Annotated in this window: 14 protein-coding genes; 3 read left to right on the forward strand and 11 right to left on the reverse strand. The window is 37.5% G+C overall.

The window, feature by feature from the left end:
- Positions 1-88 precede the first annotated feature (88 nt).
- The 7 genes from MKZ26_RS04120 to MKZ26_RS04150 all read right to left on the reverse strand — a co-directional run bounded on the left by MKZ26_RS04120 (position 89) and on the right by MKZ26_RS04150 (position 6,660).
- Positions 89-1,243: a mannitol-1-phosphate 5-dehydrogenase gene (locus tag MKZ26_RS04120; protein ID WP_340764589.1), complete on the reverse strand. Its 1,155-nt coding sequence runs from the start codon at positions 1,241-1,243 to the stop codon at positions 89-91.
- Between the two features lies 1 nt (position 1,244).
- Positions 1,245-1,682, reverse strand: a complete 438-nt coding sequence (locus tag MKZ26_RS04125) for a PTS sugar transporter subunit IIA (protein ID WP_067208818.1) — start codon at positions 1,680-1,682, stop codon at positions 1,245-1,247.
- 17 nt (positions 1,683-1,699) lie between these two features.
- Positions 1,700-3,790, reverse strand: a complete 2,091-nt coding sequence (locus MKZ26_RS04130; RefSeq protein WP_340764591.1) for a BglG family transcription antiterminator — start codon at positions 3,788-3,790, stop codon at positions 1,700-1,702.
- Between the two features lie 88 nt (positions 3,791-3,878).
- Positions 3,879-5,318: a PTS mannitol transporter subunit IICB gene (locus MKZ26_RS04135; RefSeq protein WP_340764592.1), complete on the reverse strand. Its 1,440-nt coding sequence runs from the start codon at positions 5,316-5,318 to the stop codon at positions 3,879-3,881.
- 232 nt (positions 5,319-5,550) lie between these two features.
- Positions 5,551-5,973: a DUF1801 domain-containing protein gene (locus MKZ26_RS04140; RefSeq protein WP_187047668.1), complete on the reverse strand. Its 423-nt coding sequence runs from the start codon at positions 5,971-5,973 to the stop codon at positions 5,551-5,553.
- A gap of 22 nt (positions 5,974-5,995) precedes the next feature.
- Positions 5,996-6,262 (reverse strand): cysteine-rich CWC family protein, encoded by a 267-nt coding sequence (locus MKZ26_RS04145; RefSeq protein WP_340764594.1) that lies wholly within the window; start codon positions 6,260-6,262, stop codon positions 5,996-5,998.
- Between the two features lie 62 nt (positions 6,263-6,324).
- Entirely contained in the window at positions 6,325-6,660 is a 336-nt protein-coding gene (locus MKZ26_RS04150; protein WP_340764595.1) for a hypothetical protein, read from the reverse strand.
- Positions 6,661-6,946: 286 nt separating this feature from the next.
- Between MKZ26_RS04150 and MKZ26_RS04155 the strand changes: the two genes are divergently transcribed.
- Positions 6,947-7,852, forward strand: coding sequence for a TIGR01777 family oxidoreductase (locus MKZ26_RS04155; protein ID WP_340764596.1), 906 nt, complete (start codon positions 6,947-6,949; stop codon positions 7,850-7,852).
- A 629-nt stretch (positions 7,853-8,481) separates the two neighbouring features.
- On the opposite strand, the gene MKZ26_RS04160 is transcribed toward MKZ26_RS04155, so the two are convergent.
- A complete protein-coding gene (locus MKZ26_RS04160) occupies positions 8,482-8,946 on the reverse strand; it encodes a DinB family protein (RefSeq protein WP_067213926.1) in 465 nt (154 codons plus the stop codon).
- A 571-nt stretch (positions 8,947-9,517) separates the two neighbouring features.
- Between MKZ26_RS04160 and MKZ26_RS04165 the strand changes: the two genes are divergently transcribed.
- On the forward strand, positions 9,518-10,678 hold the full coding sequence (locus MKZ26_RS04165) for an iron-containing alcohol dehydrogenase (RefSeq protein WP_340767604.1): 1,161 nt from the start codon (positions 9,518-9,520) through the stop codon (positions 10,676-10,678).
- Positions 10,679-10,790: 112 nt separating this feature from the next.
- Here MKZ26_RS04165 and MKZ26_RS04170 read toward each other — a convergent pair whose 3' ends face one another.
- The 3 genes from MKZ26_RS04170 to MKZ26_RS04180 form a co-directional block, all read right to left on the reverse strand.
- A complete protein-coding gene (locus MKZ26_RS04170) occupies positions 10,791-11,522 on the reverse strand; it encodes a hypothetical protein (protein WP_340764598.1) in 732 nt (243 codons plus the stop codon).
- Positions 11,509-12,852, reverse strand: coding sequence for an AAA family ATPase (locus tag MKZ26_RS04175; RefSeq protein WP_340764599.1), 1,344 nt, complete (start codon positions 12,850-12,852; stop codon positions 11,509-11,511). The genes MKZ26_RS04170 and MKZ26_RS04175 overlap by 14 nt, the downstream gene beginning before the upstream one ends.
- A gap of 311 nt (positions 12,853-13,163) precedes the next feature.
- Positions 13,164-14,252 (reverse strand): hypothetical protein, encoded by a 1,089-nt coding sequence (locus MKZ26_RS04180; RefSeq protein WP_340764600.1) that lies wholly within the window; start codon positions 14,250-14,252, stop codon positions 13,164-13,166.
- A 204-nt stretch (positions 14,253-14,456) separates the two neighbouring features.
- On the opposite strand from MKZ26_RS04180, the gene MKZ26_RS04185 reads away from it, so the two are divergent.
- The gene (locus MKZ26_RS04185) at positions 14,457-15,272 is read left to right on the forward strand and encodes a S1C family serine protease (protein WP_340764601.1); all 816 of its coding nucleotides are present in this window, start codon (positions 14,457-14,459) and stop codon (positions 15,270-15,272) included.
- Positions 15,273-15,344 lie beyond the last annotated feature (72 nt).

Consider the following 15,344-nt stretch of genomic DNA (forward strand, 5'->3'; position numbering starts at 1 on the left):
GCTCATCTATATGCAAATGAGCTTCTTTTTATATAAATGACAACTCCTTATACTTTCAGCCATCATTCAATTATGTCATTACTGTAATTTAATTTCCCTTAAGTTTTTGATATCCCTCTTCAATCGCTGTAAATAGAGCTGTTCCAGCCTTCAATCCAGTAAATGTTTCAATTGCATGACGAACACCTTGCCGCTGAATTGTTTCTTGAATGAGCTTTGCTTCGGGATCTTCCAAATAATCATAACGCAATGCTGCTGCAATTCCCAGCGCCAAGAAAGTCGGTGTCTCGTCAAACAACTCCACGTATTGAGTTGCTGGGCCGACCAGCCTATCATTGAATTTGAGTTTACGTAAAGGTGAGCGACCCACTCGTGTTACATCATCAGATATAAAGGGATTTGCAAAACGCCCCATAATTTTTTGTATATAATCGCCATGCTCTTGCTCATTAAATTGATATTTAGCAATGAGTAATTTACCGGTTTCTTGCAAGACATTCTCAGTCATAGTTTTGATTTCTTCACTCGCAAGTGCTTCGTCCATTCTCCTGATACCTGCCAAATAACCAAAGTAAGCAACGGCAGCATGGCCTGTATTTACCGTATATAATTTCCTTTCAATATATGGTTCCAAATCTTTAACGAACGTAATCCCTTTAACAGGCGGATTTTCACCAATGATCTCTGATTCCTCAACTACCCATTCATAAAAAGGCTCCACTTGAACTGCTGTCTTGTCTTCATTTATCTGGTTAGGAACAATCCGATCTACCGCTGCATTCGGAAAGCTAAAACAGTTATCGAATTGGGATTTTTCGTCTTCAGTTAACTTTTCATATACTTTTTCTTTTAGAAAAGCACTTCCACCAATCATATTTTCACAAGCGATGATTGTTAACGGTTGTCCCGTTTGAATGAGACGCTCCTTAAGTCCCTCAGCAAGTAATCCCGCGATAAAGGGCAATACATTCGGCCCAACCGCCGCTGTAACAAGATCGGCTTTGGCAATTGTTTCGATTACTAATTCCGGATTCGTCGCACTATTAATAGCCCGAACATTTTTCACAAGTAGTCCTTCGTGAGCTTCATTTGCAAGTTCAACACGGTATTGTTTTTTTTCGTTTATCAAATTAACAAGCTCGCTGTTCACATCTACAAAGCATGTTTCAAATCCGGATTGATACAATAAGTTCCCAATGAAACCTCTTCCTATATTTCCAGCGCCAAAATGAACAGCGATCATGTTAGTTCACTCCTTCAAAGAAGGATAAGACTTCATCTTTAGATGATGCATACACAATTGCTTCTACATTTTCTTCATCAGAAACTACGATTGCAATATTCGATAGGATTTCTAAATGCTCATCCCCTTTTCCAGCAATCCCAAAGATCAATTTCACGATATTCCCATCTCCGAAATCCACACCCCCAGGCACTTGAATAATCGCAATACCTGACTCCTTCACTTCTTGTTTTGCATCGTCTGTACCATGTGGAATGGCTACAAAATTGCCCATGTACGTAGATGTCATTTCTTCACGTTGAAGCATTTTTTCTATATAACTTGACTGAACATAGCCTCTGTCAAAAAGGATTTTCCCTGTTAAGCGGATTGCTTCTTCTTTTGTTGCCAGTACTTGATTCAACACAATGTTTTCGATTGATAAAATTGGTAATGTCATTATAAAAACTCCTCTAGTCAATTTATTTTTTCATCTATGAACTGCTCAAATTTATGTGCCAAATAAGAATGGATAAGCGTCCCCTGATTGGATTCAAACAATTCGACACTTTTTTCGTTTTCGATAATTAGTGCACTAATGAAACTCAGTACTTCTAAACCCTGTTTATGGTATTGATGGGGGGCTAACAACAGTAATAAATGCTTGACTTCGCTATCAGTTCCGTCCATTGCTGTCATAACGATTGGGTCTTTGAGTGTTTGAATCGTAAACGAAGGCTTTAGAACTTGTTCATGACGGGTGTGAAATAAAGCGAGCTTTGTTTCAGGTATTCCTATCCCACCAAGAGCTTCTCTTGCAAATAGAGCATTTGCTACAATTTCATCATCTTTTATAATTTTTTGTTTTTCCAATTGATGGCATGCTACCCGTATACACTTTTTTATCGACATATATTCATTTTGTGATGAATGCTGAAAACCCGATAATAACTCGGCTACAGTTTCCGTGTATAATTGGATATTTTTCATTCTGTTAATTATTTCATCAACGCTTGAACGAACGCGATTTAACAAGACAACCGGTTTTTTTATAAGCATCTGCCTTCTTGCATACAGCTGAACTTGCTTAATTTCTTCTTGTGTCATAAACGGACTGACGATCATATATTCCTTAGTAAAATCTTGTAAGTAAATAGTGGAAATAATTAAGTCTCTATCTGAGATTTGAAGTTCATTCAATTCAAATAGAGATACATTCACTACTTCTGCAATTTCTGGTATTTCCCGTTGAAGTCGCGATACAAGCATTTTCGATGTTCCAATGCCACTAGAACAAACAATATAGGCTTTTAAGTCCTTTTCGCCCCTCAAGCCAAGTAAAACAGATCCGAAGTGCATAACTAAGTAACCTGTCTCTTCATCGGGAACTCGTAATTCTGGAAATACTTCTCCTACTGCATCCTTAACTAGTTGAAACAGTTCTTCATAGTCTTTACGAATATTTTTCAACAATGGATTGGTGATACCCATATTCTGTCGAATTCGATAAATTGCAGGCTTCAAATGTGTAACAAGACCTTCTAAGAGGGGCGCGTTATCCTTCAAATCTTCACCCGTAGCATCTTCCATGTACTGAATCAGTTTCTTCGCTTGCATGAACGTTTCCAAATTGGAAGCTTCAAGTAATTGTCCTTCATTATGACGAAGCTTAGCTCCTTGAAGATGCATCGTAATATATCCAATCTCAGCATTAGGGATATCAATCTGGAAACGGGTCGCTAATTTAGTGATAATTTCGTGTGCAATATGGTATTCCGGTTCCTTTGTTAACTGCTCCAAATATATCGTATCCATCTGAATGTTTTCACCTAACATAATACGTTCAATTGCCAAAGTTAAATGAACGATGAGTCCGACATAAGCATTGTCCGTAATTGGAAATGGGAGTACTCGATTTAATTGTTGCATGACATCTTCAATAACAAGTAATTTTTTCCTATCAACAAGATGTAATAACCGTTTGGATATAGAACTTTCGTGATTCCCAGACTTCTTCTGGATACGTTCTTTAATAAATGAAAACAACTCGTCTTCTTTTAAAGTCTTGGCAATCACGTAACTCATTGCTCTTCGTTTTGCTTTTTCGGATCCGCTTATTTTAATTCCATACCCTCTTTTTTTCACTATTAAAAGTTGAAAGGGTTTTAATTGTTCCTCTAGCTTTAGTAAATCTGAACTAATCGTTGCAATCGCCACTCCTAGTTCATTGGCAAGCGCAAAAAGCTTCACAGGTTCTGTTGATTCATATAATGTGCAAAGAATCATTGTTTGCCTTTCGTCCAATGTATACTCGCGAGAGGAGAAAGTGTTTAGCTTTTGTTTTAATATTTCCTTATTTGTTTCTTCCCCTAGAATCTGAATGCCAACCCCAGTTTTCCTTATAAGTTCAAGGTTGTATGGACGCAATAACTTTTCTATCGTATTCAAATCGCGGTGAATGGTCCGAGGGCTGACTGCTATTTTCTCCGATAACTCTTTAATTGTTACTTCTTCACTTCTGTTGATCAATTCATCCAAGATAACTTTTTCCCGAGCTGAAATATCCACGTTAAACACCCCACTGAAATGCTCTATAATCATTGGTAAAACTCAGCCTAATTTCTTTCGAATTAGGCTGAGTTTAAGTGTACACTCATTACTTTTTCAGTTTTTCAAGAAGTTCATCGTATCTCGGACTATTTAAAAAGTTTTCGACAGAAATATGATATGCGTTTGGTGATTTTGCTTTCGCACGTTCAGTTAAATCTTTATGAGTGATTACTACTTCCGCATCAGGCGGTAAGTTACTGATAGCCATATTCGAAACCGCAACATCAATATCAGCTTTTTTCACTTTATTCCTCAAAATTGAGGCACCCATTGCGCTGGAACCCATGCCTGCATCACATGCAAAAATAATACTTTCGACATTTGTAAAAGACACTTCTTGAACAGCTTCTTCAGCAATCGATTGTTGCATAAAGTCTGCTGCACGGCTCTCTTTACCTTTTAACGCAGACGTTTTTTCCGTAGCTTTTAACAAGTCATCCTCTTCAGTTTCCTTGCCTGTTTTTAAGATAATCGATGCTACAATGAATGACACAACTGTTGCAAAGAGCACGCCCGCGATAACAGCTACAAAGCCACCTTTTGGCGTCATGGCAAGGATGGCAAAAATACTACCTGGCGATGCCGTGGCAACCAAGCCGCCTCCCAATAATTGAAATGTAAATACGCCCGTAGCGCCTCCTGCAATGGCAGCAACCAATAGCAATGGTCTCATTAAAATGTACGGGAAATAAATTTCATGAATCCCCCCGAGGAAATGAATGATCCCTGCCCCCGATGCCGTTTGCTTCGCCATCCCTTTACCAAAAATCATATACGCAAGTAATATCCCGAGACCGGGTCCTGGATTGGCCTCTAATAGAAAGAGAATCGATTTACCTGTTTGTGTAGCTTGCTCAAGCCCAATCGGACTTAACACACCATGGTTAATAGCATTATTTAAAAACAACACTTTTGCTGGCTCTATCAATATGCTAGCAATTGGCAATAAATTCGCATCGACAATCGCTTGCACACCTGCTCCAAGAGCTTTATTCAACGCCTCTACAACTGGGCCAATTCCTTTAAAAGCAACTAAAGCTAAAATGAAGCCAATAATGCCTGATGAAAAGTTATTGACAAGCATTTCAAAACCTGATTTTATTTTTCCTTCAACTAATTTATCAAATTGTTTAATGGACCATCCACCTAAAGGTCCTACAATCATTGCACCGAGGAACATTGGAGCATCTGGCGCTCCAACAATAACCCCCATTGTGACAATTGCCCCAACGACTCCCCCACGAATATCATGGACAAGACGGCCACCTGTAAAACCGATTAAAATTGGTAATAAGTAATAAATCATAGGATCTACCAGTTCACTAAAGCTTGCGTTCGGAATCCAACCCGTTGGAATAAATAATGCTGTAATAATCCCCCAAGCAATAAATGCACCGATATTCGGCATGATCATCCCACTTAAAAAACTTCCAAAACGTTGGACTTTCATTTTGAATCCTGAATTTGTTTGCTGTTCATTTTCCATAAACATACACTCCCTTCCTTTTTTATAAAGCGACAACTGTTTGATTACTACCAATAATAAAGCGTTTACATTCGTTAAGCAATTGAATGTAAACGCTATTTTGTCACTTCTATTGTTGCCATGTGTGTGCTTGATGGAACTAAGTATACGCATAGCTCTTCTTTATTGTCAGAATTAATAGTTCCCGATCCAGTTAATGGTCAACGCATATCTATCTGCTGATAAATCGTAATTAATTCTCCGGATATTGTGTTTGCAAAAACGTAACCGATTGAGTAATTAACTCTTTTAATACGTTCGTATCGATATCATCGACTTTATTAATGTACACACATGCTTTGCCAGAAGTGTGTTTTCCAAATGTCGCCAACAATGCATCACGTTCGCTATCTCCGGGTGCAAAATACAAACTAGTTTTTGCTTTTCGCGGAGAGAAACCTGCCAAAGGTGCGTCACCTTCGTGGCCTGTTTTGTATACATAATGATACGATCCAAAACCAATAATGCTTGGTCCCCACATTTTTGCTTCAAAGCCAGTCGTCTCTTTAAATATATCGAGTAGCGTGTAAGCATCTGCACGTTTTTTCGGATTTTCTACATTCTCAATAAATTCAATAACATCATTGTCTGTTGCCTTCATTTTTTGTTCGTACATATTTTATTCCCCCTCTCTTCTATCACCCTACGAACTCGTCTAGACATTTTTTACATATGCATGATTTTCTCAATTGATCGTAAGGTACTAGGTCGAAAATTGCTTTCGGAAAGAACTCTCCACTACACCAACATATACCTAGAGATTTTTCTGTGGAATTACAGCAATTATTATTGCCTTTACAAATAGGACATTGGTAACTTTCTGCTGTATCGAATGCTTGGACCATCGTTTTGCCTCCCTTATTTACACAGATTATTTCAGAGCTCATTATACATATCTCACACATTTAAACGGTCATAGGACTAAACGATTAGTATTGCTTACACATCAGAAGAAATTTTTGATTAATTAATATGAAGATATACGAGCAGTTGATTTCATTTCACTGTTCCTTAAATAATTTAAGTGATGAATTTCTACTCTATAAATTAAACTTTTTATATGTGTCTGTAAAAAAGGTTTAACTTTTCCGTTGTAATCCTCAAGTGATTTGCATACATAGTCTTCGTCCATAGAAACAGTAAAACTACATGTGATCACTACAGATTGTTCTTCCTCAGTAGTTGAATACCGCTCGGTTATTTCAATAATTTTCATACTTACAAATTTGTTTTTCATATATGTTTTTGTTTTTGGTAATTTACTGTTGGACAGAAAAGATACAATTCCTTTTACATAAATCATTCTATTTACCTCCTAATTAAGCTGGGAAAATAGATTTCTATATAGCTAGTGAAATCCTTAATATATTGATTCAGATATTGGTAAGATACACGCCATACTCCCCCTGCTTATGCAAATGCTTTGCATGTATTGTATCACAATAAGAACATTGGTTTCATTATTTTTCGTCGCTTAATTCATGCTAACAACAAGGGAGCTTGGTTCTCTAAGTCAAAATCTAACTTTGCAACATAACTGAGCAAAGCATCGTCCAATTAGGAAGAACTACAAGAAACGAGTGGATGATATGAAAAAGAAAATAGTCATAGCTGGTGGAACGGGTTTTATAGGTCAATACTTTGAAGAGAAGTTTACGAATAAAGGCTATGAAGTAATTATCATTTCAAGACAACCCCATCATCTTTTTTGGACGGATAGCGTAGGCATTGTAGATGCCTTAGAAGGTGCCGAGATGCTCATCAATCTTGCTGGGAAGTCCGTCAACTGCCGTTATAATGAGAAGAATAAAAAAGAAATCCTAGACTCCAGAACTGGGACCACAGAAATACTTGGAAGTGCTCTGCTAGCCTGTAAAAACCCACCGCCATTATGGATCAATTCAAGCTCGGCTACGATTTATCGACATGCGGAGGATCGACCTATGACGGAGGCTAGTGGCGATATTGGAACCGGATTCTCCGTAGAAGTAGCACAAGCTTGGGAGAAATCCCTATTTGATTTTCAGCTACCCCAAACAAGGAAAGTCGCTTTAAGAATTGCTATTGTCCTCGGTGAGGATGGTGGAGTGATGGAGCCCTACCTCAACCTCGTGCGCTTTGGGCTCGGCGGAGTACAAGGAACAGGTAATCAAATGTTTAGTTGGATTCATATAGAAGATGTGTTTCGAGTCATCTTATTTCTTCAAAGCAACGAACAATTGAATGGCATATTCAATTGTTCAGCCCCCCAGCCGATCACGAATCGAGTATTCATGACACAACTGCGAAAAACGATGAACCGAAAGATCGGATTACCCTCGCCAAAATGGATGCTCGAAATGGGAGCCATCTTTATGAACACTGAAACGGAATTGATTTTAAAAAGCCGTTGGATTGTTCCTGATCGATTAGAAAAGGAAGGTTTTCAGTTTACATTTGGTACAATCGGGGAGGCACTTCAACAAATACTAAAAACTTCTAATAAGATACAATGATTAATATGGACATAAAAACGGTTCAAGGAGTAATACCCTTGAACCGTTTTTCATCATAATGTATTGGGTTTCAACTCCACTGTACATATTCCTCAATTCATCTAAAAAGCTGGTCGCCTATCGTATTTCCGCTTCGACGCTTTGTGGATGCCTCCCGCGATAAGCCAGAAAGAAGACCCCTTTCAGTCTCATCGCTCCGGCTACCACGAAGACGCACCTTCGCTGGATGGACTATGTGAGAAAGAGCATTTCGTTACCGGAATTAGACCTGCAATCTCTAGTGCGTCTTTCTTGAATTAAATCACCATCAAAAAATAATCACATTATAACATCGGCATATACACTCCGAATCATAACTCTCTTCAACAATGAACAACGCTAGCGTAGGCGCGGCAAAGGGGTAGCCGAAGCCGTGAGACTAGATGCGAGGCGTCAAGCGTTCTACATACCCAGAATCACACCTCTCTCATTATTGAGCGCCACAGTAAATTCAATGGGATTCTTTAATTCAACATATTTAGTTGCAATTTGCATTTTTTTCGAATGAAACCCTTCTCTACTCTCTTTTAAACTAGTATTTGCAACAATCTTGTTTGCGTTAGATTCTGTCACTTGACACCTATTTCACTTTATCGCCCTTTAGGTTTATTTATCATCTTTTTTATAATTCGAATCTGACCTCGATGATTTAGTTCGTCTTCAAACACATGAAACCATTTAAAATAATTGTTCGTGGGTAGTCCATCCCAAAATGACATTTGTTCAAATAACCATTCATCTTTCAATGTTTTAAACGTTTCAATTGTTTTGTTCCTTGTTTCAGCTAATTGTTCCAAATAGAAATCAATGCTATTTCCTTTAATTTGATCTCGCGCACTATTCCCTAAATCTAATCCTGGATTTAGCGTACTACTATCATCATCTGTAATATCTCGATTTTCGAACGTGAAGATTTGGTATGCCTTTTCAACCGATATCATATGAGCAAGCAACATTCCGATTGAATTCGATTCTTCTCCATAAAGAAAATCCAATTCTTCAACTGTTAAACTTTCGATTTCACGAATCGTTGTAACTCTAGTATAATCCATCATAGAAACCAGTTTACTGAACTCTAGACTTAACCCCTCCTTTTGATCAATTAAAAATATCGTATTATTCTCCAAAAGTAGTTCACTCCCGAAAGTATTATTTAAATGACAACTGCCGAAACTAACTAGGAAATTGAATCGGTATATCAGCTTGAATGAGATTGAATCTCTACTGATACACTTTGCTTGGTGGTTAATTCCCTGCTACACTAACTATCTAATGAAGCAATTCGATAATGAATTGGACATCGTTACCATTTTCTTCTCTTCAATTATGATAGAAAATAAGAACTTAGGCTCGATGGATCTTTTTAGTCGCCAAGCCGAAAATTATTGTCCAATATTTCAGACATCATTATCTTAACATATATAGGAGATATAGTGATACATACCTTACCCTAGATCAGCATCTGCGACGATTGAACACTAGTCGTGATAAAGTATTAATTGAACGAATAGGGCTTTTCTCAGCTGTTATCCCACCTAGAATGTTCGTACTGTAATTTTTTAAATGGGGCTCATATCCCCCTTTGCAGCGAGATGAAAGATTTTATTAAGAAGAGGTGCAATAATGATGAATATATTTACACAACACAACCCGACGAAGTTATATTTTGGTAGGGGGCAAATTAGTCAATTATCAACAGAAGTTGCTCATAAGAAAGTCCTTCTAGTTTATGGTGGAGGCAGTATTAAGCAAAATGGTGTCTATGAAGATGTGATGAAAGAACTCACTAAAGCAGAAGCTACGGTATTTGAATTACCTGGTGTGGAACAAAATCCACGTTTAACAACGGTGCATAGAGGCGTTGAAATTTGCAAATCAGAGGAAATCGATATTCTTTTAGCCGTCGGTGGCGGAAGTGCAATTGATTGTACGAAAGCTATTGCTGTTGGAGCTAAGTATGATGGAGATGTTTGGGATTTAATTACCCGAAAAGCTCCGATAAAATCAGCTCTCCCAATCGGAACTGTCCTTACATTAGCGGCAACTGGCTCTGAAATGAATCCGATATCTGTTATTTCAAACTGGGACACAAAGGATAAACTTGGTTGGGGTTCGCCACATGTATTCCCGCAGTTTTCAATCCTGGATCCGACTTATACGTACTCGGTGTCCCGTAAACAAACAGTATATGGAATTGTCGATAGTATGTCTCATGCTCTTGAAAGTTATTTCCATCGTACAAGAAACACGCCTATGATCGATGGATTCATTGAATCACTACTCCGAACAGCGATTCAAACTGCACCAAAATTACTTGAAGACTTAACTTCTTATGAACATCGTGAGACGATGATGTATATTAGTACAACTGCATTTAATGAAACATTGTCGAATGGAACAGATGGCGGTGACTGGGGGTCTCATCGAATAGAACATGCACTTTCGGCTGTTTATGACATACCACACGGTGGAGGACTGGCCATATTGTTCCCAAACTGGTTAGAGCATGTACTTGAAGATGATCCATCCCGAGTAAAAATGTTGGCAATGAACGTTTTTGGTATTTCTGATAAAGGCAAGAGTGATATTGAAGTCGCAAAAGAAGGAGCGAAAGCGCTTCGTACATTCTGGGATTCTCTCGATGCTCCCAATCGTTTGAGCGACTATGGGATTGACGACAAAGATATTGAATTAATTATCGATAAAACTTTTATCAAACCTGGGGTTGGCCTTTACAAAGAATTAGATCGAGAAAGTGTCAGAGATATTTTAATTCGTTCCATGTAAGGTTGCAGGTCAATACATCAAATAGAAAGCCATAGAAAAGAAACCACTTTTGAAATAAAGTGGTTTTTTCTTTGTCTTATAACTGAACACTAACACCTGACTATATGCTATTTTAGGGACTCTGAAAGCCAGACCGTAATTTAACAAATTCGAATAACAAAGGCACATTACTATATTTTTGCAATGAAGCCGTCCTTTCAGAAATCTTTTCCCAGCTTTCCTTATAAGAATCTGCACCATTTACCAATGGCATAGATCCCTGTAAAAAGTCTTCAATTGGTATCTCCAACTGCTCAATAAACCGTTCTACTTCTGGAAATTTCCTAACCTTTTCTGGATTGGGTTCTTTGAATAGAACATGTTCCAAATTTCTTGAAAAGTAATACATACGGTAGTCGATTTCACCAGCAATTATCTTATCCAATGCCTTCATTATATTGATATTTGTACTTCTATCCATATTTCTAGCTGCTATTTGTTGCTTTTGTTTTTCATGCGGAACAGTTATTCGATCTTCGTGGTAAAGCGTTAATTCTTTTTGGGTGTCATCAATAACAATCGCATCTTCAGGGATGAAACAGCCATCCATATCAATAATATGCAATACACAGAATACATCTTCAGGACGAAATTTACTTTTTATCATAAATTCATTTACTGCATTTCCAATCACAGACTTGATAGGTTCTTCCGGCCTGTCCAAGTCATATAAAATATCGCCGTGCTGAATATGGAAACGTATATTATGCTGCTCGAAAAGACTGCGTAACCGATTGTATAGCAATACCTCTTCGCAGCTTCCCTCGACAAGTAATAACACGACCTTCTTTTTAGTATTTGTCATGTATAATCCCAGCTTTTCGGAATGCCGTTTTAATATCATATAAATTCGTTTCTGCATAGACTTCTTCTTCTTGACCGCCCAGTTGCACTGCACGTAGATAGATATCCCGTGCATTGCTTAGCCTTTCAACCCCTTTTAATTGTTGGTATCTATCCTCTTCGTTAAGAGTCGTAAACCATAAGTTTCGAATTGGAAGCACTTCTAATATTCTTAAATTATGAGAAGTGAAAAAAAGTTGACCTTGTGCATTTTCGTTCAGAACTTCTAATATTTCGCCAAGTAAGTATTCAAAAATCCCTGCATCGAGCTCATCAATTACAACACAAGCGTTCGGATTATTATAAACTGCAATAAGAGTACTTAAGATAGAAATAATTTTCAATGTACCTTCCGATTCACTTCGTAAAGGAAGTTCAATCTCCCCTTGTTTTGATAAAAACTCAAAGCGAACCCCTTCACTGCCATCACTCAACTTCTGCTTATTGATCTGCCTTATCTTTATTAGAAGGCCTGGGATAATGGTCTGCAAGACAATATTCGTCTGACTAACCACTTGGTCAATCGTTTTAAATAAGTCCAGTGGTAACACCATTGTGTCCGCCATCTCATAGGGTATATGTCCACGCTTTCTTTCCAAATGAACACTAAAAGGCATAACAAGATTGGCAACTAATAAACCATATTGAATCGTATCAATGATGTGTAAATCACGATTAAGGTCATCTGAAAGACTTTTCATGATTTCAATTTCAGTTTCTTCTAAATGCTCTTCATATACTTCCTTTAACTCTTCTCGAAATACAAAAGAAGTTGAGTTACTAGTGGCCATTCTATTGGCTACTATGACTGAGACCCTTGCAGATTCATTCATTTCATGTGATTCATTAGCTCCTATCGTTAATCCTTTAACAGTTTTCGAAATTAGAACTTTGAATGGCTCATTTTCCTTATTTTCTCGATATACTACTTGTTCTTCGACAACTTGATACCTTCCTTTTCCCGCCGTCAAAGAGACTGAATAGTTAACGTAGAATTCACCGAATTGATTTTCAATAATAAATTGAAACAATAAACGAATAGTCTTTTCATTAAAATATAGCAAATTTGATGTGAGCTTGGGAAGTGGAGCATTATAATTGGCTGATAATAAAGTCTTTAACAGATTGAACGCTTCCACTGCCGCAGTTTTCCCAGAACCATTTTGACCATAAAACCCTATGACATCAGCTTTCTCCAATGTATTGAAAGTTGAATTTGTGTGAAACTCACCATTTTTAACGTTTTTCAAATTAGTTATTTCTACTTTGGTTACCCTGACAATACTTTTCATGGAGGTCCTCCTATGAATTCTACATAAAATGAAGATATTCATTTACTTTCAATGATAAATGCATTTAAAGAGTAAATTATTAAATGCATTTATCGGCGGTGAAAATGCAATTTACTTATCAATATGCTCTTACTTGTCATAAGTTATTCAGGCTAGCAATTGGAAGCTGTAGTGAAATTAGGGTGTATTGACTGAGTAGCTTTACGCAGACGTCTACCTAAAACTAATTTTCAATGCTTTAGAAATATTTACGTTATATTTAAGACAACACAAAAATGCCTACCGAAACGATAGGCATTTCAACATACGTTTTATCTTTGAAAAGTCTCGCCGTTGATTATGACTTGTGTGGCACGGAATGGGATATTTACATTCATTGAGAAATACGGCTCCAAAATGCTATAAAATGACTCCCATTGACTATCTACTTCATCATATTTACCATTAAGCTCCAAGTCAATGATGCCAGTATAAACTTTTTGTAGTTTAGAAAGATCTTCCTTAGATACTTCGAAATCATAATAAGCCATTTGTTCATCAAATGAGGGCATTGGATTGGCAGCGCGATAATACGGACGCATCACGGAGTCAAATGCCTCCCATTTATCCATCGCCAGTTGATCGTCTCCATCACTACTAGCCTGGCGAGCATCCTCATATAATTTCTTTATCACCGGAAAATCTGTTTTGGAAATAGTCATACCTAAATCTATAATATACTCTTCAAATGTGGGCTCTACATAATAAGTATTGACAATTTCAAAAAACTGATCTAATTTAACGCCAGATTCTATCTCCGCCCCACTTTTTGCAAGTGAAACCCATTGATAATATAGTTCTTCCATTTGCAGCAGGTCATTAGACGTAAATGGATATTCAAACATACTTATATAGACGTCAAATGCTTCAGGCTCCCAATTTGCAAGATAATATGGATTGGTTATTCGATTAATTTGCACCCATAGTTCTCCTGCCTCCTCCCATAACTCATCCTTTTCTAAAGTCATTACCTCATTGTAAAGAAGTTCAAGCTTTTTAATTTCATCTTTTGTCACCCCGAGCGGTAGATTTTTAACAAAGTAGTCAAAGCTATAAAAATCCGCAATGCTTTCCAGGACTTCTCCTTCGATTTGCACCAAAGCTCCAACTGAGAAATTCATCGCCTGGATTTTCTCCTCAGTAAAAGTATGCAATCCTACATGGTAGCGTTCACCGCTATCACCTTTAACGATTATTTCATTACCCCAATTTTCAACGACTGTCCCTTTGACAATCTGTCCAATTTGAAAGTGTGATCCAGCTTGTTCCACCGCTGCGAAAGTATAAGATGGCATCACTCCGCCAATCCCAAGTGCTAATGCTATAGAAAGGACCAACATTCTCTGCTTTTCTCTGCTCATATCTCATTCCCCTTTTACTAAATAATTGTGTAAGAAAAATACGCTTGGACAATATTCATTCTTCCATCTAAATGTCATTGAACCATTCATTATATGTTCTGACTTAATAAATGATGACAAACAAATAAAAGAAAAAACGTTGTATTCTTTCCTTTGCTATAATGAACTATAACGAAATGTATTTAATAGTTAGGGTGTGCGTGCATGAATTCGAATGAAAAACAACCGCCTGATTTAAAAGACGTTGATTCAAATGAGGAAATTGATGATGAAGAGCTACAAGCACTGGTATTAGAAGCACAACAGGAGGTCCTTTATAGAGAGGCGCAAGAAAAAACAAACCCCAAAACGAAACGCCCATTTCCAAAATGGCTATTTTGGCTTATCTCCATTGTGATGGTTTTCAACACATTTGCGATCATTTTTGAAGTGTATTCAATACCAGCCATTGAATTCTTACAAACTTCCTCAAAATTATCGAAGCAAGAAAACATTGCTACCTATAAGAAATCTGTTGTTGTTATTCAATCCGCTGAAAGCAAAGGCACAGGTTTCTCCATTTCGAGTGACGGAACTATTCTAACAAACTATCATGTTGTCGAAGGAACCGACACAGTAAATGTCTTTTTCCCAGTAGAAGGACGTTTTACGGCAGAAGTTGTATATACCTATCCATCAGTCGATCTTGCTGTATTAAAAGTCAATGGACAAGACCTACCCCATTTAGAACTCGCTGAAAAAACGACTTTTACAGCTAATGAAGCCATAAACTTTATTGGTAATCCTTTAAGTTTTAAGGGCATTGCAAATGAAGGTACGATAATTGATTATATCCAGCTACCAGATTGGGATGTACCTGTCGTTATGATGAAGGCACCGGTTTATCGAGGTAATAGCGGTAGCCCCGTATTTAATAGCAAGGGGCTGGTGATTGGCATTGTTTTCGCCACGTTAGATCATGAAACACATGGAAAAGTCGGTTTATTTGTTCCGGTAGATGAGTTTTATGATCGACAATAAGTAGTGTTTGTAGATAAGATGTTAAATAGATATATAGGTGGTGTTTGGCAACCATTTTCAACATCAAAGAAT

The organism is Sporosarcina sp. FSL K6-6792 (genome assembly GCF_038004885.1).
Lineage (GTDB): Bacteria > Bacillota > Bacilli > Bacillales_A > Planococcaceae > Sporosarcina > Sporosarcina psychrophila.